Raw genomic sequence first — 20,959 nt, 5'->3', positions numbered from 1 at the left:
TCTCCTTATCACATTGCCTCTGCGTAAAGCGCCGGAGACGAGGCTATTTCTCCGCGCGCGCCGCATCTGCCGCCGATTTAAAATCTGTCCGGTAGAAGCGCTGATAATAAGCATCAGCCTGTTTGTGCATATCAATGTCAGCAAATTTTTGCGGGTAGAGTTTCTTCGCCATCCACAGTTCGCCAATCGCCAGCGCTTCAGGCATCGGATAGCCCCAGGCTTTGGCATATTCCGGCATCAGATAAACACGGTGATTTTTGACCGCATCAATACTCTGCCATTTGGGATCACCGGTGATCTGTCCGACCACTTCCGGATAACGATCCTGTACGAAGATCACCTGCGGGTTCCAGGCGATCACCTGTTCCAGCGCGACCTGCTTAAACCCTTTTACCGTCGCGGCAGCAACGTTCATCGCACCGGCATGGGCCATCATCAGGCCGGTATATTTGCCGGAACCGTAAGTGGTCAGATCGGGATTTGCCATATACGTGCGGATCCGCTGATTGGCCGGAACACCTTTCAGCCGCCCGGCGGTTAACTGGCGCTGAGAAAAAGTATAGTCGATCAACGCCTGTGCCTGTTTCTGGTGATTGACGACTTCGCCAATCAGCGCAATACCTTTCTTCAGCCCTTCGGTATACGCCTTATCCTCATCAGGCAAGACCGGGTTCATCATGTGTTCTTCGCCTTTCGGATCATCACGCAGTGAAACCGCCACGACGGCGATCCCGGTCTGGCTGATCTGGTCGATCATTTCCTGCGGTGCATAGTGGGTGACGAATACCACTTGCGGATGCAGTGCCACCAGACTTTCCAGATTCACGCTGGTCAGGTCGCCGACCACCGGTGTTTTCGCCAGTTCCGGCGCGAGGCGAACATAACCGTTGCCCAGTTGCCGCTGCCAGTTATTCAGTACGCCGACAATATCTTTAGTGGCATCCAATTGAACCAGCAGGTTGAGGGTCTGATGCTGCAATACGACGACACGGTTAACCTGATCAGGAAGCGTGACCTGACGGCCGAGCTGATCGGTTATCTGGCGGGTGGCAAAAACGGAAGGGGAAGACAGGCTCAGGGCCAGCCCGAGCAGGGTAACCGAGGGCAAAAAACGCAATGAAAATGGGTGCACGGAAAAATCCTCTGATTTCGTTATGCAGAGGATTATATAGCGTTGGTGCGAAACTGAATATAACCGGTGACAAATGGCCGGTTATTTACGTCCGTCCAGCAACATACGCACTGCCAGTCCGCCCAGTACTGCGCCCATAAACCAGCGCTGGATGATCATCCACACAGGCCGTCCTGCCAGGAAAACGGCGATGTAACCGGCCGAAAGCGCAATGAGTGCGTTAACTGACGCACTGATCAGAATTTGCGAGCCACCAAGAATCAGTGACTGTGCCAGCACATGCCCCTGTTCCGGCACGATGAATTGCGGCAACAGTGTCAGATATAATACCGCCGCTTTCGGATTCAGCAGGTTCGTGACCAGCCCCATGGTGAACAGCTTTTTATTGCTGTCACGTGGTAACTCCCTGACCTGAAACGGTGAGCGGCCACCGGGTCTGACCGCCTGCCACGCCATATACAGCAGATACGCCGCACCGCCGATACGCAGGGCGTCATAGGCAAATGGCACCGCCATCACCAGCGCGGTAATACCGAGCGCAGCAAACAGCATGTAAAACAGGAAGCCCAGCACAACGCCCCCCAGGGAAATCAGACCGGCTTTCGGCCCCTGACACAGCGAGCGCGAAATCAGGTAAATCATATTCGGGCCAGGCGTTAACACCAGCCCGAGGCAAATTAACAGAAAGGGGAACCAATGAGCGGCATCTGGCATGACAGCCTCCGGCAGGCTTCAGAAAGTGGCAGCCCACAGATATAGAATGTTTAGCACTGGTTTGGCAAGTGACAGCTTGTCATTTTTTATTCATCGATTCCGGTGCATTCTATAAAGGTGACTTACTTCCTTCAGACTGAAAAATCAGGATTTATGATGACGAACACAACGATGTCGGCGCGTCTGGCGATTGCCGGTCAGATTGCGGCACAGGCCGCTGAACTGGCGCTGGGTTTTTTTAACCGCCGGGACGCCATCGAGGTCAGCAGTAAACGCACCCAGGATTTCGTTTCTGAAGCTGATGTGGCGGTCGAGCAGTTTATCCGCAGCCAGCTGGCGCAGCATTTCCCGCAGGACGCGGTGATCGGTGAAGAGATGGGGGGCGTACTGACGGATGCCCCTTGCTGGGTGATCGACCCGATCGACGGAACGTCGAATTTCCTGCGTGGTTCGCCGCTGTGGGGCGTATCACTCGGACTGGTAGAGAATAAAAAGCCGTTGATCGGTATTGTGGCGCTGCCGGTATTAAATGATCTGTTTGCGGCAGAATCCGGCAAGGGGATTTTCCTCAACGGCAAGCCGTTTCGTCGTGATGATCGTTTTGAAGATGTGCAGATTGTGTCGCTGGGTGACAGCTCGGACGACAAACTCGACGAAGCCTCGGCATTTTATCAGGGCCTGCGTGCAGCAGACTGGTCGGTGCATTGCTATCGCTGCACGACCGTCGGCATGGTGTTTGCGGCAAAAGGTATTATCGGCGGGCATTTGCAACGCCGCACGACGCTGTGGGACATTGCAGGTGGCACGGTGCTGTGCCAGGAAGCCGGACTGGACACTGTGGTCAAATTTGCCAGTACCGCAGACGGCATTGAGGATTATCGCCATATGTCAGTAGCCGCCGGCACGGCGGATCTGCTATCGGCAGTCATTCCGCTATGGCCCGGATTTGAACCGAAGTAAGTGGCGGTAATCGCTCTCTCTTTATGAGAGAGCAAATTGTCGAAACGTCTGTCAGATCCTATTTTTAACGCTGGCCGGTAACATGAAAAATTTGTCCGGTAACCCTAAAATTACATTTCGAAAGTCAGCATTTAACAAAATGAAATATAGTTTCATTTTCACTAAAGTTCCCTCTGTTCCGGCCGTTATGAGTGTTTCCTGTCACTGACTTTCCGATGTGCCCAGATGAAAAAGATCATCAACCTTTCCATACTTGCCCGTTTGCTGGGTGCATTTGCACTCGTCCTGAGTTTGCTGTTAATTTTGGCGGCGATGTCAGCCTGGCTGCTTAACAGCAGCAATCAGCAGATTGAAAACTACCGCGCTTACCGGCTTCCCGGTGTGCAGTATCCGCTGGTGATGCGTGGCACGCTGGCAGAGTTACGCCTGCAGCAGGTGCAATATATCGCCTCGCCGGAGGGTGCACCGCGTGACGGGCACCGGGGCGAAATCCTTCAGGCAGTGGCCACCTTTAAAAACGCGGAAAATGCGTATCTGAAGCTCAACAGCGGCGGCAGTCAGTCAGATCTGTTTAAGCAGATCGTCGCTAATTTTGAACAGTTTTCGCTGGCGAATAATCAGGTTATTGCGGCAGTTGAGCGCAATGATATTGCGCAGGCCACACAAATCAGTGGCGATAACTCACGTAAATACCGCACACAACTGATGGCGGATCTGGCAACGCTGGTCAAAAACGAGCTGACCAACAGTGAAACGGCGGCAGCGGATGCCCGCAGCAGTTACCATACGGCCAGCGCGATGTTTTTAGTGCTGGTCTGTGTGGCCTTTATTCTTTCACTGGCCATGGCGCTGCTGCTGGCGCGCACGCTGGTGAAGCAGCTCGGCGGGGAGCCAGCATATGCCGCATCCATCATGCGTGAAATTGCCGCCGGTAATCTGGCGGCAAAAATCACGCTGAAACCGGGTGATGATGGCAGTTTGCTGGCTTCGCTGAACGGCATGAATCAGCAACTGAATAAAACCATTCATCAGATTATGGAAGGCAGTGAATCCATCAATCACGCCGCCAGTGAAATTGAACAAGGCAACGTGGACTTATCACAGCGCACCGAAGAACAGGCGGCCTCGCTGGTGCAGACCAGTTCCAATATGCAAAACCTGACCATGACTGTCAGCCAGAATGCCGAGAATGCCCGGCAGGCGAGTCAGCTGGCGCTGGAAACCTCGAAAACGGCGTCTCAGGGCGGCGTAATTGTGACGGGGATGCAGGCGCATATGCGTGATGTTTCGGGCAGTTCGAATGAAATCATCAATATCATCAGCGTGATTGAAGGCATTGCCTTCCAGACCAACCTGCTGGCGCTGAACGCTGCTGTGGAGGCGGCGCGTGCCGGTACGCAGGGCAAAGGGTTTGCGGTGGTAGCGAGTGAAGTGCGGGTGCTGGCGCAAAAAAGCGGGCAGGCGGCAAAAGAAATTAAAGATCTGATCCAGGGCACCGTCAGCAAAATTGCCGAAGGGTCACAGCAGGCCGATCGCGCCAGTAAAGCCATGAGTGAGATCGTCAGCTCGGTGAATAAAGTGGCAGAAATTGTCCGGGAAATCTCGACGGCAAGTTCTGAGCAGCACACCGGTATTCACGAAGTGGGGATTGCCGTTGATCAGATGGATCGGGTTACCCAGCAGAATGCCGCACTGGTGGAGCAGGCGGCGGCAGCGGCGCAATCCCTCACGGAACAAAGCATTGATTTGCGCAACGCCGTGCGGTTTTTCCGCACGGCGACAGCCTGAGCCGCGCGCATCAGCCTTTATGCGTCAGGGGGAGTTTTGACTCCCAGTCCGTATCGGGGTGTTGGGCAATTTGTTGGGGCGTCATCGGACGTCCCAGAAGATAACCCTGCAAGGTATCGCAGCCCAGTTGCGTCAGGAATTCCTGCTGTTGGGTAGTTTCAACGCCTTCGGCCACCACTTTGAGGTTCAGCGTCTGGCCGAGGGCGATGATCGCAGAAACAATACTGGCATCTTCGCTGCCTGCAATCAGGTCGTTAATAAATGCGCCGTCGATTTTCAGCTCACTGGCGGGCAGACGTTTCAGATAGAGCAGGCTGGAATAGCCGGTACCGAAATCGTCAATCGAGGCTTTTACGCCGTACTGTGTCAGGCGCTCCAGAATTTCTACGCTGCTATCCGGGTTGCGCATGGCGGTGGTTTCGGTGACTTCCAGCGTGAGCATTTCAGGCGGGATCTGATGGCGTTCAATGGTTTCTATCACCATTTCGACCAGATTCGTCTGTTCAAATTGCAATGTGGAAAGATTCACCGCCACCGTCCATTGCGTATGTCCGGCCATATGCCATTCCCGTAACTGGCGACAGGCTTCGTTCAGCACCCATTCGCCGATCGGAATAATCAGGCCGGTTTTTTCTGCCAGCGGCAAAAATATATCAGGGCTGAGGATGTTACCCCCGCGCTCCCAGCGCAGCAGTGCTTCGAAGCCGCTCACCGGCCCGTAAGGCGCAATAAATTTTGGCTGATAGTGCAGGCGCAGCTCATGGTGTTCAATCGCCAGACGCAAATCATTGAGCATCTGCAACTGGTTCTGCGCGTTGGCGTTCATCGACGGCTGGAAGAAACTGTGGCCGTTGCGACCGGAATTTTTGGTGTGATACATCGCGGCGTCGGCATTGAGCATCAGCTCGCGCTCATTCTCTCCATCGCCCGGATATACTGCAATCCCCACGCTGGCAGAGACCAGCAGTTCATAGCGGGAAACATAAAACGGACGTGCAATCAGATGTACCAGCTTATCGGCCAGTTGTGACGCATCGGTCGGTTCGGTGATTTCAACCAGCAGTACAAATTCATCGCCGCCGAGACGCGCCAGCGTATCCGCCGCCCGGAGCTGTGATTGCAGACGTTCAGTGACGGAAATTAACAGCTGATCGCCGATGTGATGGCCGAAGGCATCGTTAACCGCTTTAAACCCGTCGAGATCCAGAAACAGTACCGCAAATTGCGATTCACCACGCAACGCTTTCTGAAGTGCCTGACTCATGCGGTCTTCCAGTAACAAACGATTAGGTAAACGGGTCAGATTGTCGTGCAGCGCCAGTTGGGTCAGCTCGCGGTTTGCCTGTGCCAGAGAAGACGCCAGAATTGAGGTGCGTGCCTGCATCCGGCCATCGAGAATAGAGATGATCAAGGTGATGGCCAGAATCGCCAGCGTGACCACAATCACCAGTAACGCCAGCCAGTTATTATCCACGCCGCTGAACGCTGCCATACTGTGACTGTCCGTCGGGAATCGGGCTGCCTCCATGCCGATGTAATGCATACCGACAATCGCGGTGCCCATTATCACCGCAGCGCTGATGCGCAGCAGGCGGACATTAGGCGACTGCTGGCGCAAATTGAATGCCATCCACAGCGCCGCGCCGGAAGCGACAATCGCAACAACAACAGAGAGCACCACCCAGCGGTAATCGTAGGTAATGGGCGGCATCATCTGCATGGCGGCCATACCGGTGTAATGCATAGCGGCAATACCGCCGCCCATCAGTAAGGCACCGGCAAATAATCGTCTGGTCGGTAATTCCTGCAGACAGACCAGCCACAGCGCGAAGGCTGAGGAAATGATGGCGATCACCATAGAAAGCAGGGTGATGAAAGGGTCATAACCCATCGGCATCGGGGAATTAAAAGCCAGCATGCCGATAAAATGCATCGACCAGATGCCGATGCCCATTGCAATGGCGCCACCTGTTAACCAAAGTCGGGAAGCCCTTCCTTCCGTGGTGGCGACCCGGCCCGCCATATCTAGCGCGGTATAAGAGGCAAGCATTGCAACAATGAACGAAAACATCACAAGCACATTGTTGTAATTACTGGAAAACATGTGAGGCTCCACAAAGAGAGAGTCGATAGCGACGGGCTGATTTTTATCCGGCGATAATGGCATTAAGAATTATTAAAGGCGAATGAACTTACGATATTTTTTTTCGTGTAATTAAGATTAATCCGTAAGTGATTTTAATCAAATAAAAAGTTTTTTGATAAATTAATCCTGAAGAAAGGGAGGGTTTTAAAACGAAACAGATACGCGTTTTGAAAGCGTTGTCTATAGTTAACAAATAATTAAATGAAACAGGACGACAGACATTTATGTTAACAGTGCATCATTTGGATAATTCCCGTTCGCAGCGAATCTTATGGATGCTCGAAGAACTGGACATTCCTTACGAAATCAAACGTTATCAGCGGGATAAAAAATCCATGCTGGCACCGGCATCACTCAAAAAAATTCATCCTCTGGGCAAGTCACCCGTACTGGAAGATAACGGACTGATCCTCGCGGAATCCGGCGCCATTATTGAATACCTGCAGGAGGTGTATGACGATGCGGGCACGCTGAAACCCACGGCGTTTGCTGAGCGTCAGCAATATCGCTACTGGATGCACTACGCTGAAGGATCGCTGATGCCTTTGCTGGTCATGAAGCTGATTTTCAGCCGTCTGGGTCAACCGCCAATGCCATGGCTGATCCGCCCGATTGCCGGCGCGATCGGGCAGGGCGTGCAGAAAAATTATCTGGATAAACAGATCCATACTCATCTGGATTATCTTGAACAGCACCTGGTAACTCATCCTTATTTTGCCGGTTATCAGTTCAGCGCAGCAGATATTCAGATGAGTTTCCCGATAGAAGCGATCAATGCCCGGTCCGGACTTGGGAAATACCCGCAACTGAATGCCTGGCTATCAAATGTGACTGCACGTCCGGCCTATCAGAAGGCGCTGGAAAACGGCGGACCATTTAATATTTTACGTTAATCCATTACGCGCTTTTATATTATTCAGGCATTGATTGCGCGTGATGGGGTACGCAATCAGCGCCTGATAAAAATAAACCACAATAAATACCCTGCTATTTATTTCGCCTCTTTTTCTTCCTTTTTTGCCACCGGATAAATTTCCACCACAATCGCGTTTTTATTGACCGGACAACGGTAAATTATTGCCATTCACAGTTGATGTGCGCCGGTTAAAGGCGAGATAATCGTTTGCGTACCTCCCCTTCATACTTCACGTTGCAGACGTGTTGGCTACGGTCGGTCACCCGAATCACTTACCTGAGTAAGCTCATCGGGATTCCCTTCCTTGCCGCCTTCCTGCAACATGAATTATTTGGGGCGTTTTTTTAATGAGTCCCCGCCATACGCGCTGCGAGTTAAACGTTTGCTTTGCCGTACTGACGCTGTTTCCGGCGATTCAGGACGACAAATAAGGAAAGGAACGTGCAGAAACGGTTTCATAATGACCACGCCGGCTAATCAGTAAAGACATTCAGAGGATTTTCCATGTCGAGTCAACAACCTCAGGCGGGCAGCGCCGTTGCGCCAAAAAGCCCGCTTGATGCTTTTTTCAAAATGAGTGCGCGTGGCAGTAATGTCCGTCAGGAAGTGATAGCGGGCTTAACGACTTTCCTGGCGATGGTATATTCGGTCATTGTCGTGCCATCCATGCTCGGCAAAGCAGGCTTCTCGCCAAGTGCAGTATTTGTTGCGACCTGTCTGGTTGCCGGTTTTGGTTCCTTGCTGATGGGCCTGTGGGCAAACCTGCCGCTGGCGATTGGTTGCGCCATTTCTCTGACTGCCTTTACCGCTTTTAGTCTGGTTTTGGGCCAGCATATCAGCGTACCGGTGGCACTCGGCGCGGTATTTCTGATGGGCGTCTTGTTCACTATTATCTCGGTGACGGGCATCCGTTCGTGGATTTTGCGCAATCTGCCAACAGGCGTTGCGCATGGCACCGGTATCGGTATTGGTTTATTCCTGTTACTGATCGCCGCCAACGGTGTTGGCCTGGTGGTGAAAAACCCGCTGGACGGCTTACCGGTGGCACTTGGCGCGTTCACCTCTTTCCCGGTAGTGATGACATTACTCGGTCTGGCGGTGATTTTTGGCCTGGAGAAACTGCGTGTTCCGGGTGGCATCTTGCTGGTGATTATCGCGATTTCGATTATCGGCCTGATCTTCGATCCTGCCGTGAAATATCAGGGTTTGTTTGCGATGCCTTCTCTGGCTGGCGCTGACGGCAAATCGGTGATTTTCGATCTGGATATCATGGGCGCGCTGAAAGCTGCGGTATTACCCAGTGTACTGGCCCTGGTGATGACGGCGGTGTTTGATGCCACCGGCACCATTCGCGCGGTCGCCGGTCAGGCCAATCTACTGGATGAAAACGGGCAGATCATCAGCGGCGGCAAAGCCCTGACGGCTGACTCCGTGAGCAGTATTTTCGCTTCCCTGGTTGGCGCTTCTCCGGCTGCGGTTTATATCGAATCGGCAGCCGGCACGGCGGCTGGCGGTAAAACCGGCCTGACAGCCACCGTGGTCGGTGTGCTATTCCTGCTGATGTTGTTCCTGTCTCCGCTGTCTTATCTGGTTCCTGCTTACGCCACCGCACCTGCGCTGATGTACGTTGGTCTGCTGATGCTCAGCAACGTCACCAAACTGGATTTCAGCGATTTTGTTGACGCGATGTCAGGGTTACTTTGCGCGGTCTTTATTGTTCTGACCTGTAACATTGTCACCGGCATTATGCTCGGTTTCAGCGCACTGGTGATTGGCCGTATTTTCTCCGGCGAATGGCGTAAACTTAACGCTGGGACGGTGATTATCGCTGTGGCGCTGGTGGCGTTTTATGCGGGCGGATGGGCGATCTGATCTGTTTGCTCCTCCCTCTTCGCAGGGGGAGGAGCAAATCCTCTCTGATGTAACCGCACGCACTGATTTAAATCACATCTCCTTTTGATCTACTATTCCTTAGTTCGCTCCGGACTCACTCACCTGCGTCTGGCTGAAATTTATAAAAACAAGAGTCTAAGGAAAGCATGGAAATCTTCTTTACCATTCTGATTTTGATTCTGGTGGTGTCGCTCTCCGGCGTCGTCACCAGAATGTTGCCGTTTCAGGTTCCTCTTCCGTTAATGCAGATTGCTGTCGGTGCCTTGCTGGCCTGGCCAAATTTTGGTTTGCATGTGGATTTCGATCCTGAGCTGTTTCTCGTCCTTTTTATCCCGCCGTTACTGTTTGCTGATGGCTGGAAAACCCCGACCCGCGAATTCCTCCACCACGGGCGCGAAATTCTCGGGCTGGCACTGGTGCTGGTGTTACTCACCGTCGTTGGTATTGGCTATCTGATTTATATGATGGTGCCGAATATCCCGCTGGTGGCCGCGTTCGCGCTGGCAGCCGTGCTTTCACCAACCGATGCCGTGGCGTTGGGCGGGATTGTCGGTAAGGGGCGTATTCCGAAGTCGATCATGGGCGTGCTGGAAGGTGAGGCGCTGATGAATGACGCATCCGGCCTGGTCTCCCTGAAATTTGCTATTGCTGTGGCGATGGGCACGATGATTTTTACCGTCGGTGGTGCAACGGTCGAATTTCTTAAAGTGGCGATCGGCGGCCTGATGGCCGGTGTGGCGGTGACGTGGTTATACAGTAAATCGCTGCGCATCATGAGCCGCTGGAGCGGTGATGATCCGGCGACACAAATTGTCTTCCTGCTGCTGCTGCCGTTCGCCTCGTATCTGATTGCCGAACATATCGGTGTGTCGGGCATTCTGGCCGCAGTGGCGGCGGGGATGACCATCAGCCAGTCCGGCATTATACGTAACGCGCCACTGGCGATGCGCCTGCGCGCGAACAGCGTGTGGGCGATGCTTGAGTTTGTGTTCAACGGCATGGTGTTTATCATGCTGGGCCTGCAATTACCGGGGATCCTTGAGAACTCTATCGATCAGGCCACACACGACCCGTCTATTGTGACATGGCATCTGTTTGCCGACGTCGGAATTATCTATTTTGCGCTGCTGATCCTGCGTTTCGTCTGGCTGTGGGTAATGAAGAGTTTCAGCAACCGTTTTCTGAAAAAGAAACCGCTGCTGTTTGGCAACTACAGCACGCGTGAGCTATGGGTGGCCTCTTTTGCGGGTGTGCGAGGGGCCATTACGCTGGCCGGTGTGTTGTCGATTCCGTTATTCCTGGCTGATGGTTCGGCGTTCCCGTCGCGTTATCAACTGGTCTTTCTGGCGACCGGCGTCATTCTTTTCTCACTGATCGCAGGCGTGATTGCCTTGCCGTTCCTGCTCAGAGGTGTGGTGGTGGCTGACGGCACGACCTACCGTGAAGAAGAACGCATGGCGAAATCGATCGCAGCAGAAGTGGCGATCGAAAGCCTGCATAAAATGGAAGAACGTCTGGCGGCAGATACCGAAGAAAATATCGATGAACAGACGCTGAAGGAGATCAGTTCGCGGGTGATCGGGACGTTACGACGACGCACGGCAAACCGTGATGATATGGAAACCGCGCTGAAGCTGGAAAATCTGGAGCGCCGCTTCCGTCTGACTGCACTGCGTGCGGAACGTGGTGAGCTTTATCATCTGCGCGCCACGCAGAAAATCAGTAACGAGACCCTGCAAAAACTGCTGCATGATCTGGACTTACTCGAAGCATTGTTAGTCGAAAAAGAAGTGTAAAAGTTACAAGCAATATCAGGAACCGCGTGTGCTGCAACGTTCACGCGGTTTTTATTTCCCACTAACTTCCCGCTATTTCCAGTAATCCCTGCACAGAGTGATCCAGGCCTGCGCACTGTGCGAGAGATAACTGCCCTGATGCCAGATAAGCCCGAGCTGCCACGGCATCAGCGGATCCAGCGGTAGCCACATCAGCGCATTTTTATCCAGCCGCTGGCAGACCGGTTCCGGCAAAATCGCCACACCCATACCGGTTTGTACCATCGCTGCCAGGAAATCCCATTGCCCGCTGCGTGCCGCAATTTTTGGCGTAAAACCGTGTGAGGCGAAGGCATCCATCAGCTGGCGGTACAGGGCAAAATCTTCGTTATAAATCAGGATGCTTTCTTCAGCCAGTTCGCTTATCGACATACGCGTCCTGTTCAGCCAGTGCGGGGTGCGGGGCATCACCACACACATCGGATGGCTGAAAAGCGGCAGAGAGGCAATAGAAGGCACAGCGTCCGCCGGCAGGGCGGTGAGGGCCAGATCCAGTTCGCCGGATATCACCGCCTGTTGCACCGTCAGGCCGCCAAACTCGGAAATAATCAGTTCGATGCCGGGATATTGCTGGCGAAAGCTGCCGATAAGCGGCGCAATTTGCGTACCGACCATCGGGGGGATGCCCAGCCGTAAATGACCGGATTTCAGCGAGTTAATGTCTTCCAGTTCTGCTTCCAGCTGGCGAAACTCTTCAAGAATATTCAGGCCGCGCTGATACAACGCCTGACCACTGTCGGTCAGCCGTAAGCGGCGTCCTTCGCGGACAATCAGCGTGCATGCCAGTTCTTCTTCCAGATGACGCAGCATTTTGCTGATTGTCGGCTGGGTGACAAATAACTTTTCCGCTGCGCGGGTAAAGCTCTGCTGGCGAACCACTTCGACAAAATAGCGTAAGGTACGAACGTCCATGGGCGGATATTTTCCCGGTCAGATCGGCGAGTCACGAAGTATTCCAAACTGGAATCATTTTTATAATTTTAATTCATTTCTTTACCGGTTTCCTGCCAGCGTATACTTCTTTTTCACTCTTTCCTCTTTCGAGGTTATTCCCATGTTGTTGGCGTTGCGCACTAAAGCGCCGTCCCTGCTGACCCGTTGCCAGATCCCTGTTCAGGTGGTGCTGTATGCGGTGTTATTCGTTATAGCCGATCGCCTTGTCACTGCGCTCCATCTGCCTTTGCCTGCCAATATTGTCGGGATGCTGATGCTTTTGCTGCTGATTATGTTCCGTATTTTACCGGTGAAATGGGTGAAAGCCGGTTCCCGCTGGCTGCTGGCAGAGATGCTGTTGTTCTTTGTGCCGGCCGTGGTGGCTGTGGTGAATTACGCCCAGTTGCTGATGATCGAAGGCTGGAAAATCTTTCTGGTGATTGGTATCAGCACGATGCTGACGCTCGGGGCGACCGCAGTGGTCGTTGATAAAGTGTATCGTCTGGAGCAACGTCTGGCGGCGAGGAAGGCAAACCGTGACTGATTTACTGATCAGCATGTTGTGTTTCGTGGTCACCCTCGGGCTGTATTACGGCAACAAAAAACTGTACCGCCAGAAACGCACATTGCTCCTGATGCCGCTGGTGTTCACACCCATCGTGCTGGTGATTTTGCTGGTGGTGACGCATACGTCGTATCAGGATTACATCGGTGAAACGCACTGGTTGCTGTGGTTGCTCGGGCCGTCAACCATCGCGTTTGCGGTGCCGGTTTACGAAAATATGGCAGTGATCCGTCGTCACTGGATGTCACTCAGTGCAGGCGTGCTGACGGCGATAGTGGTTGCCGTCAGCAGTTCGGTCTGGCTGGCACGCATGCTGACGCTGCCGGAAGAAATCCAGCGCAGCCTGGCGGTACGCTCCATCACTACGCCTTTTGCGCTGGCCGCCGCTAAACAAATGGGTGGCCAGCCGGATCTGGTGGCGCTGTTTGTGGTGATCACGGGCGTCTTTGGTATGGCGGTCGGCGATATGCTGTTTCTGCGCCTGGCGGTAAAAAGCGGCCTCGCAAAAGGTGCCGGTTTCGGTGCGGCGTCACACGGTGCGGGCACGGCGAGAGCTTATGAACTGGGTGCGGAAGAAGGTGTGGTGTCGAGCCTGGTGATGATGCTGGCGGGGGTTGTCACGGTGGTGATTGCGCCGGTGATTGGGGGGCTGATGTGGTGATGATCTTTTGAAAAAGATCTGAAACTTTAAGTTCAAATTCAAATTCAAATTCAAATTCAAATTCAAATTCAAGGTTGTGGGCGTCGGCCCACACCGAACAGAGACCCGGTAACGCGCGGGCCTCTGGACTCCGCGCTTTTTTAACTGCGTGCTTCGCTCGCTGGCCATGTTTCAGGTGCGGCAGCGACAGCCGCAAAATTCCGCCGCTGCGCGGTGCCCTCCCGTCGGGTTACAACCCGCGCAAACTACCGCGCGGTTTTCCACCTCTCGTCCGGCGATATTTTGGAACCGGCCTCAGCGTTAACCTCACAACCTCACCATCTTCTTTTAAAAAAGCCTGCGGGCGATTCAGAAAGCTTGCTGAACGGAGCGGCCTGGAGACCAGAGGCTCCAGGACCGAGGGAAGGAACCGCGCAGCGGCAAGATTTCCAGCCTGTCACTGTGGTGGCTGAAACATAGCCAGCGAGCGATAGCGCGTGTTGAAAAAGCGAGGGGAAATCCAAAAGGGGAAAAGCACTTTCCCCTTTTGGGCGGTTTCGGCGGCAGCCGCTAAGCGAGCACCGCTATTGAGAAACCGAAACCTTCACCATTCCGTTCATATGCCGGTCAAGCTGCGGCCTCAGCTTAATGGATCACCTGCGATAAGAACTCCCGCGTCCTCGCTGATTTCGGATTGGCGAAGAACTCCAGTGGTGGTGCCTGTTCGACGATCTCCCCGCGATCCATAAAGATCACCCGGTCGGCGACGGTTCTGGCAAAGCCCATTTCATGCGTCACGCACAACATAGTCATGCCTTCTTCTGCCAGCGTAATCATGGTGTCCAGTACCTCTTTCACCATTTCAGGGTCGAGTGCAGACGTGGGTTCATCAAACAGCATGATTTTAGGCTTCATACACAGCGAACGGGCGATGGCTACGCGCTGCTGCTGACCACCGGAAAGCTGACCGGGGAATTTATGCGCATGTTCGGCGATGCGCACACGTTTCAGGTAATGCATCGCCAGTTCTTCGGCTTCCTTCTTCGGCATCTTACGCACCCAGCACGGTGCCAGGGTACAGTTCTGCAACACGGTCAGATGCGGGAACAGGTTGAAGTGCTGAAATACCATACCGACTTCGGTGCGTACGCGTTCGATATTGCGCAAGTCATCGTTCAGTTCAGTGCCGTCCACTACGATGCGCCCTTGCTGGTGCTCTTCCAGATGGTTAATGCAACGAATGGTCGTTGACTTCCCGGAGCCGGAAGGGCCGCATAACACGATACGTTCACGCGGTTTCACGCTCAGGTTGATATCTTTCAATACGTGGAACTGTCCGTACCACTTGTTCACGTTTTCCAGCGTGATCATCATATTTTGGTTTTCAGTGACTTGATGGTCGCTCATGGTTTACCTCAGTGTGCGGAACGTCCGGTGTGAAAGCGTCTTTCCAAATGCTGGCTATAACGCGACATGCTAAAACAGAAAATCCAGTAGACGGCGGCGGCGAAGACATAGCCTTCGGTCGACATGCCGAGCCATTCGGGATCGACGGTGGCTTGCTGAACGCTGCTAAACAAGTCGAACAGGCCGATAATGATCACCAGACTGGTGTCCTTGAACAGCGCGATAATGGTATTGACCAGACCCGGTATCACCATTTTCAGCGCCTGCGGCAGAATGACTAAGCCTTGCGTTTTCCAGTAGCCGAGCGCCAGTGACTCGGCGGCCTCGGTCTGACCTTTCGGCAGCGCCTGTAACCCGCCGCGTACCACTTCCGCGACGTACGCGGACTGGAACAACACAACCCCCACCAGTGCGCGCACCAGTTTGTCGATATTTGTCCCTTCGGTCATAAACAGCGGCAGCATCACCGAGGACATAAACAGCACGGTGATAAGCGGCACGCCGCGCCAGAATTCGATGAAAATCACTGAGAGAATGCGCACGACAGGCAGGCTTGAACGCCGTGCCAGCGCCAGCATAATGCCCAGCGGTAACGCACCGGCAATACCGACTGCGGCAATGATCAGCGTCAGCGTCAGGCCGCCCCATTGGCGGGTTTCGACGCGACTCAGTCCCAGGAAACCGCCGTACAGCATGATCCAGGTGAAAATCGGGAAGAGCACCATCCAGCACGCGATATAACGTCCGCGCCGGGGCATGGCTTTAAAGAAGATCGGCGCAAGAGTCAGCAGACCGACGATCAGTGTGACGTTGATACGCCAGCGTTGATCGAACGGATACAGCCCGTACATGAATTGCCCGAAACGTGCATGGACAAAGACCCAGCACGCGCCAGCTTTGGTGCAGTCAGTGCGCGCGGTGCCGACCCAGTTGGCCTGGAAAATCACCCAGTTCAACAACGGAGGGATCACCAGCCACATCAGCCATATACAGAACAAAGTCAGCAGGCTGTTAAACCAGCTGGAGAAGAGATTTTTACGCGCCCAGAGCACGGCGATACCAAGTGGCGTACCGGGCTTCACGGCTCTGACTCCCGGAGGAAGTGTTGTCATTGTCATGGGATTCCCTTAACGCTCGACCAGTGCGATACGGCGGTTGTAAATGTTCATCAGGAAGGAAATTACCAGGCTGATGATCAGGTAGACTGACATCGTAATAGCAATGGTTTCAATTGCCTGACCGGTCTGGTTGAGCACGGTACCGGCGAACAGCGATACCATATCCGGATAGCCAATTGCTGCCGCCAGAGAAGAGTTTTTCACGATGTTCAGATACTGACTGGTCAGTGGTGGAATAATCACCCGCATCGCCTGCGGCAAAATGACCTGACGCAGGGTGACCGGATTCGGCAGACCTAACGAACGGGCGGCCTCATGCTGACCGTGCGAAACAGACTGGATACCGGAGCGGATTACTTCGGCGATAAAGGTTGAGGTATAGACCGATAACGCCAGCGTTAACGCTGCCAGTTCCGGGATCAGCACCATGCCGCCACGGAAGTTGAAACCGCGCAGTGCAGGCTCGTCCCAGTGCAATGCAGGCCCGAAAAACAGGTGTGCCAGCGCCGGAAATGCAACGATCATGACAATCGCCCACGGCCAGATATGCCAGATCCGGCCGGTGTGTATCTGTCGGAAATGGTTGTAGCGTTGCAGCGCAATGATGCCAAAAATAGCCAGCAGCACGGCGATAAAACCCGCCAGACTTCCCGGTGCCAGTTCCGGTGACGGCAGGTACAGACCGCGGTTACTGACAAAAGCCAGGTCAAAAGCATTCAGGCTTTGACGCGGCCCCGGCAGGTTACGCAGTACGGCGAAATACCAGAAGAAGATTTGCAGCAGCGGTGGAATGTTGCGGAACGTTTCGATATACACCGTCGAGACTTTACGAATCAGCCAGTTATCGGAAAGGCGCCCTAAGCCGATAATGAACCCGAGAATCGAGGCAAAAACGATACACAACGCAGAAACCAGCAGGGTATTCAGCAGACCGATAACAAATACGCGCGCATAGGTGTCGCCTTCCTGATAGTCAATCAGATGCTGAACAATGCCGAAACCGGCACCTTTTTCAAGAAACGCAAATCCCGAGGTGATCCCTCGTGTTGTCAGATTGGTAATGGTGTTGTGGAGCAGGTAACCCAGACAGGCCACCAGCAACACCACCGCGAAAATTTGGTAAATCCAGGCTCGTACGGCTGGGTTTGCCAGCGAGAACGAGACTTTTCCGGTTGGGCGTTGCGACATAAGATCCTCGACCTGCAGGTAAAACAGTGGAAGTGATGCACCGGGGAACGACCGGTCCATCAGCTTCCTTTATCAGACTGAACTTTTGTTTATCCAAAGTAACTGGCGTTGCAGCAAGGCGGCAAGGGAGGGAATCCCGATGAGCTGACACGGGTCAGTGATTCGGGTGACCGAATGCCGCTAACGCCGCTGCAACGTCAAGTACGAAGGATAAAATCAACGGACAGGGGGTGCATACTGGATGCCGCCTTTATTCCAGAGGGCGTTCTGGCCACGTTTAATTTTCAACTCGCTGCCCTGACCGACGTTGCGCTCGAAGCTTTCGCCGTAGTTACCCACTTGCTTAACGATTTTCACGACCCAGTCGTTAGGCACTTTCAGGTCAGCACCGTAAGTCCCGGTTTTGCCCAGCAGGTTGCTCATATCAGGTGTCGTCGGGTTAGCCGCCAGTTGAACAACGTTCTGAGAAGTCACGCCCATTTCTTCAGCATTGAGCATCGCGAACAGTGACCAGCGAACGATCGCCAGCCAGTCTTCATCACCACGGCGCACAACAGGTCCCAGCGGTTCTTTAGAGATAACTTCCGGCAGCACAATGAAATCATCCGGTTTGCCCAGTTTGATACGCAGTGCATACAGCTGAGACTGGTCAGAAGCCAGGGTGTCACAACGACCGGAGTCCAGCGCTTTGGCGCTTTCATCTGAACGGTCAAAGGTCACCGGGGTGTAAGTCATTTTGTTGGCTTTGAAGTAATCAGCCACGTTCAGCTCGGTATCTGTACCGGCCTGCAGACAGACCGTTGCGCCATCGAGTTCTTTGGCGCTTTTCAGACCCGCTTTCTGGTGGGTCAGGAAGCCGATACCGTCGTAGTAGTTTACGCCGGCGAAAATCATGCCCATGCCCGCATCGCGGGAAGAGGTCCAGGTGGTATTACGGGACAGGATATCCACTTCGCCAGACTGCAGGGCGGTGAAGCGCTCTTTCGCGGTCAGCGGGGTATATTTCACTTTCTCAGAATCACCAAACACCGCAGCAGCCACCGCGCGGCACACATCAACGTCGATACCGGTAAATTTGCCTTTGGAGTCAGCGTAAGAGAAGCCTGGCAAGCCATCGCTAATACCGCACTGAATAAAGCCTTTCTTTTTTACTGCATCCAGAGTGGTACCTGCATGAGCCTGACCAGCCAGTGTCACGAAGCTTGCTGCGGCAATCAGTGTTGAGAGCAATATTTTTTTCATAAAGCGTCCTGTGAGACAAAACTGAAAATTATTATTGTGTGAGTGCCGGAGCACCCTGTCTGTTATGGGGCAACGCCCTCTGCACCTGTCTTTGCAAAGGGAGTGCCAACATGAAAAATGCCCCATCAATCAAGTTGCATAGAGGAATTGCACAGTAACATTGACGAGGTGTATAAAATTTATTGCTCTCTTTCAGTGCGTGGTCAATGTGACTGCCTTAAATGAGTGCGGAATATTTCAATATTGGAGTGCAGATCGCGATGTTTGCAGCGAAGTGAAATATGCCCTCATATTTGGAAAAAAAATGAGGCAAAACCATGAGCAAATCTCTCAGTTCGGATGAGCTGAGAGATAAATTGGCATAACGGGGTGTAAAACCGGGGCAGTGCAGCGGAGAAAAACGGGACGTCTTATTTGGCCTGATCTTTACTGCCTGTGATCAGTTTGCGTGCAGCCGCGATCTGGTCGCTATCCGGTGCTTTGGGTTTGGCTTTATTGAGCGCGGTGCTGAGGCCTGAACGTCCCCAGAGGTCAAAGCTGTCATCATCTTTGAGATGGTCGAAGATAGACGGTGTTGCGTCGTTTTTTTTAGCCATGAAAGTTACAGATCTCTTAATGGGATGCGATGAATGAAAAAAGCCCGACGCGGTGGCATCGGGCTGAGGGTTTATCCACTCTTGCGCTTATCAATAAAGCGAAGGTGCACCCGCCGGGCGGGTTTTAAAGCGGCGGTGCAGCCAGAGATACTGATCGGGTGCACGCATAATTTCTTTTTCGATTACCCGGTTCATGTAGGCGGCGGCTGCCATTTCATCATCGAGCGGGTAATCCTGTAATTGAGGCTGGATCACCAGTTCATAACCGGTACCGCCAGCTTTACGTACCAGCACGACAGTCACCAGCGCAGGTTTTGCCAGACGTGCCAGCATAAAGGTTCCGCTGGTGGTTGCGGCCTGATCGACCGCAAACAGAGGGGCAAATACGCTGCCGCGCGGGCCGTAATCCTGATCCGGTGCAAACCAGACGGCTTCGCCTTTTTTCAGCGCGTGAACCATACCGCGTAAATCTTTGCGATCGAGCATCGCTTTGTTAGACCGCATACGGCCCCAGGTCTGCACAAATTCCATCGCTTTATTGTTGTGCGGTCGGTACATCGCCATCATCGGCTGACATAAGCCCATCGCACGGCCGCCTAATTCCAGCGACATAAAGTGTACGCCAATCACCAGCACACCCTGTTTATTTTCCTGCGCCTTTTTCAGGTTATGCAGGCCGCTGACGTCAAACCAGCGTTTTACACGGGCGTCCGACCAGAACCAGGCCATGCCGGTTTCCAGCAGACCCATGCCGAGGGATTCAAAGTTGCTGATGATGCGCGCTTCGACCTGATCAGAAGGGATATCCGGGAAGCACAATTGCAGGTTACGGCGCGTTATTGATACACGGCGTTTCAGGAAGCGCATGGACGTTCGGCCCAACCAGATGCCGAGGCGATTTAACACCGGATAAGGGAGTTGAACCAGCAGGAACAGAACGCCAAGACCAAACCAGGTCAGCCAGTAACGTGGACGTAAAAAAGATGCGCGAAAACGAGGAGATGTCATAAAAGCCCAATCATATGCATAAAAAACCGGGGGTAACGCGTCAGGGGTTTGCTCAGTCGCGATACGGATTGTCTGTTAAAGAGTGGGACAACATCAAGGTGTAAACGTTTTCGAAAGTACACAAATTGACTCACTTTTACTTAATCAAGACATAATTTTAAAAGGCGGGATCGCGAAGCTGAAGGGCTGTCCGTAGGCGTTGAGCGGGGCGAATACGACTCTTGAGGCGAGTATAACATGCCGCGTGATCTAACCGCAGAGGGGAATCGTCCGATAAACGCACTATTTACTGTTTCTTTACGGAAGGGTTTACACAACAAAATGAAAACGCTACCGAAAGAAGGGAGTTTTCCTTCAGACGTCGCAGTTACACCCGCAGGATATTTCAGCACGCTCCTTTGGCGAAGCATGCTGAAAAGGGGAGTATCAGCGATATAACGGATTACTCATCACAGAATATCGGCCACTGCCATACAGTGCGATCACTACAGCAGCCATGAAATAATAAACGATATCTTCAATTGCCCATGCGCCGACCGGAGAGAGCGCGAAGGTGTGGTGGACACCGACCATCAGCCAGGCGACGACCATGGTCGCAGCCGCAGAGAGCGCCGCGAGGCGGGTGAAAATCCCCAGTATCATCATAACAGGAGCGATCACCTCACCAATGATCACGCCGTAGGCGACAAATGCCGGAATACCATATCCTGCCAGCATGCCCTGAATGCCGCCCAGTCCGTCGTGCAGCTTATGCCAGCCGTGAAAAATCAGCAGGCCATAGGTGATCCGCAACAGCAAAATCGCCAGATCCGGTTTGTTCAGTGCAGCGGTAAAACGGAGATAAAGTTGCTTCATCAGTATCACTCCTGGAGACATTT

The 20,959-nt window shown here is 53.3% G+C and carries 18 protein-coding genes; 7 read left to right on the top strand and 11 right to left on the bottom strand.

The genetic code is table 11. The features are described from left to right. Positions 1 to 43: 43 nt before the first annotated feature. Both ETV65_RS19735 and ETV65_RS19730 read right to left on the bottom strand, forming a co-directional pair. Positions 44 to 1,132: an ABC transporter substrate-binding protein gene (locus ETV65_RS19735; RefSeq protein ID WP_129954784.1), complete on the bottom strand. Its 1,089-nt coding sequence runs from the start codon at positions 1,130 to 1,132 to the stop codon at positions 44 to 46. Positions 1,133 to 1,213: 81 nt separating this feature from the next. Then, positions 1,214 to 1,846: a LysE family translocator gene (locus ETV65_RS19730; protein WP_129954783.1), complete on the bottom strand. Its 633-nt coding sequence runs from the start codon at positions 1,844 to 1,846 to the stop codon at positions 1,214 to 1,216. A 153-nt stretch (positions 1,847 to 1,999) separates the two neighbouring features. Between ETV65_RS19730 and ETV65_RS19725 the strand changes: the two genes are divergently transcribed. Together ETV65_RS19725 and ETV65_RS19720 are read left to right on the top strand one after the other, a co-directional pair. Further along, positions 2,000 to 2,806 carry an inositol monophosphatase family protein gene (locus tag ETV65_RS19725; RefSeq protein ID WP_235173413.1) on the top strand — a complete coding sequence of 269 codons (807 nt, stop codon included), beginning with the start codon at positions 2,000 to 2,002 and terminating at the stop codon, positions 2,804 to 2,806. A gap of 225 nt (positions 2,807 to 3,031) precedes the next feature. Next, positions 3,032 to 4,594, top strand: a complete 1,563-nt coding sequence (locus ETV65_RS19720; RefSeq protein WP_129954782.1) for a methyl-accepting chemotaxis protein — start codon at positions 3,032 to 3,034, stop codon at positions 4,592 to 4,594. Between the two features lie 10 nt (positions 4,595 to 4,604). Here the strand turns inward: ETV65_RS19720 and ETV65_RS19715 are convergent, their stop codons facing one another. Further along, the gene (locus tag ETV65_RS19715; RefSeq protein WP_129954781.1) at positions 4,605 to 6,698 is read right to left on the bottom strand and encodes a bifunctional diguanylate cyclase/phosphodiesterase; all 2,094 of its coding nucleotides are present in this window, start codon (positions 6,696 to 6,698) and stop codon (positions 4,605 to 4,607) included. Positions 6,699 to 6,964: 266 nt separating this feature from the next. On the opposite strand from ETV65_RS19715, the gene ETV65_RS19710 reads away from it, so the two are divergent. The 3 genes from ETV65_RS19710 to ETV65_RS19700 all read left to right on the top strand — a co-directional run bounded on the left by ETV65_RS19710 (position 6,965) and on the right by ETV65_RS19700 (position 11,345). After that, complete coding sequence (locus ETV65_RS19710; protein WP_129954780.1) at positions 6,965 to 7,633, top strand: glutathione S-transferase; 669 nt, start codon at positions 6,965 to 6,967, stop codon at positions 7,631 to 7,633. 527 nt (positions 7,634 to 8,160) lie between these two features. After that, positions 8,161 to 9,528, top strand: coding sequence for an NCS2 family permease (locus ETV65_RS19705; protein WP_129954779.1), 1,368 nt, complete (start codon positions 8,161 to 8,163; stop codon positions 9,526 to 9,528). 167 nt (positions 9,529 to 9,695) lie between these two features. Beyond that, positions 9,696 to 11,345 (top strand): Na+/H+ antiporter, encoded by a 1,650-nt coding sequence (locus ETV65_RS19700; RefSeq protein ID WP_129954778.1) that lies wholly within the window; start codon positions 9,696 to 9,698, stop codon positions 11,343 to 11,345. A 72-nt stretch (positions 11,346 to 11,417) separates the two neighbouring features. Here the strand turns inward: ETV65_RS19700 and ETV65_RS19695 are convergent, their stop codons facing one another. Further along, entirely contained in the window at positions 11,418 to 12,296 is an 879-nt protein-coding gene (locus ETV65_RS19695; RefSeq protein WP_129954777.1) for a LysR family transcriptional regulator, read from the bottom strand. 142 nt (positions 12,297 to 12,438) lie between these two features. Here ETV65_RS19695 and ETV65_RS19690 point away from each other — a divergent pair, with 142 nt between their 5' ends. Both ETV65_RS19690 and ETV65_RS19685 read left to right on the top strand, forming a co-directional pair. Further along, a complete protein-coding gene (locus ETV65_RS19690; RefSeq protein ID WP_129954776.1) occupies positions 12,439 to 12,861 on the top strand; it encodes a CidA/LrgA family protein in 423 nt (140 codons plus the stop codon). Beyond that, complete coding sequence (locus tag ETV65_RS19685; RefSeq protein WP_129954775.1) at positions 12,854 to 13,543, top strand: LrgB family protein; 690 nt, start codon at positions 12,854 to 12,856, stop codon at positions 13,541 to 13,543. The genes ETV65_RS19690 and ETV65_RS19685 overlap by 8 nt, the downstream gene beginning before the upstream one ends. Positions 13,544 to 14,167: 624 nt before the next feature. On the opposite strand, the gene ETV65_RS19680 is transcribed toward ETV65_RS19685, so the two are convergent. The 7 genes from ETV65_RS19680 to ETV65_RS19650 all read right to left on the bottom strand — a co-directional run bounded on the left by ETV65_RS19680 (position 14,168) and on the right by ETV65_RS19650 (position 20,936). After that, complete coding sequence (locus ETV65_RS19680) at positions 14,168 to 14,929, bottom strand: amino acid ABC transporter ATP-binding protein (protein WP_013577309.1); 762 nt, start codon at positions 14,927 to 14,929, stop codon at positions 14,168 to 14,170. A gap of 8 nt (positions 14,930 to 14,937) precedes the next feature. Further along, positions 14,938 to 16,041, bottom strand: coding sequence for an amino acid ABC transporter permease (locus ETV65_RS19675; protein WP_129954858.1), 1,104 nt, complete (start codon positions 16,039 to 16,041; stop codon positions 14,938 to 14,940). Between the two features lie 15 nt (positions 16,042 to 16,056). After that, positions 16,057 to 17,235, bottom strand: coding sequence for an amino acid ABC transporter permease (locus tag ETV65_RS19670; protein ID WP_129954774.1), 1,179 nt, complete (start codon positions 17,233 to 17,235; stop codon positions 16,057 to 16,059). A gap of 216 nt (positions 17,236 to 17,451) precedes the next feature. Then, positions 17,452 to 18,477 (bottom strand): amino acid ABC transporter substrate-binding protein, encoded by a 1,026-nt coding sequence (locus tag ETV65_RS19665; protein ID WP_129954773.1) that lies wholly within the window; start codon positions 18,475 to 18,477, stop codon positions 17,452 to 17,454. A gap of 410 nt (positions 18,478 to 18,887) precedes the next feature. After that, on the bottom strand, positions 18,888 to 19,073 hold the full coding sequence (locus ETV65_RS19660) for a hypothetical protein (protein WP_129954772.1): 186 nt from the start codon (positions 19,071 to 19,073) through the stop codon (positions 18,888 to 18,890). A 90-nt stretch (positions 19,074 to 19,163) separates the two neighbouring features. Next, positions 19,164 to 20,081 carry a kdo(2)-lipid IV(A) palmitoleoyltransferase gene (lpxP, locus tag ETV65_RS19655; RefSeq protein ID WP_129954771.1) on the bottom strand — a complete coding sequence of 306 codons (918 nt, stop codon included), beginning with the start codon at positions 20,079 to 20,081 and terminating at the stop codon, positions 19,164 to 19,166. Between the two features lie 426 nt (positions 20,082 to 20,507). Then, complete coding sequence (locus ETV65_RS19650) at positions 20,508 to 20,936, bottom strand: DoxX family protein (RefSeq protein ID WP_129954770.1); 429 nt, start codon at positions 20,934 to 20,936, stop codon at positions 20,508 to 20,510. Positions 20,937 to 20,959: the final 23 nt, after the last annotated feature.

Origin of the sequence: Rahnella sp. RFA10(1/100) (assembly GCF_004195115.1) — a bacterium.
Classification (GTDB): Bacteria; Pseudomonadota; Gammaproteobacteria; order Enterobacterales; family Enterobacteriaceae; genus Rahnella; species Rahnella perminowiae.
This window is presented reverse-complemented; position numbering and strand designations above follow the sequence as displayed.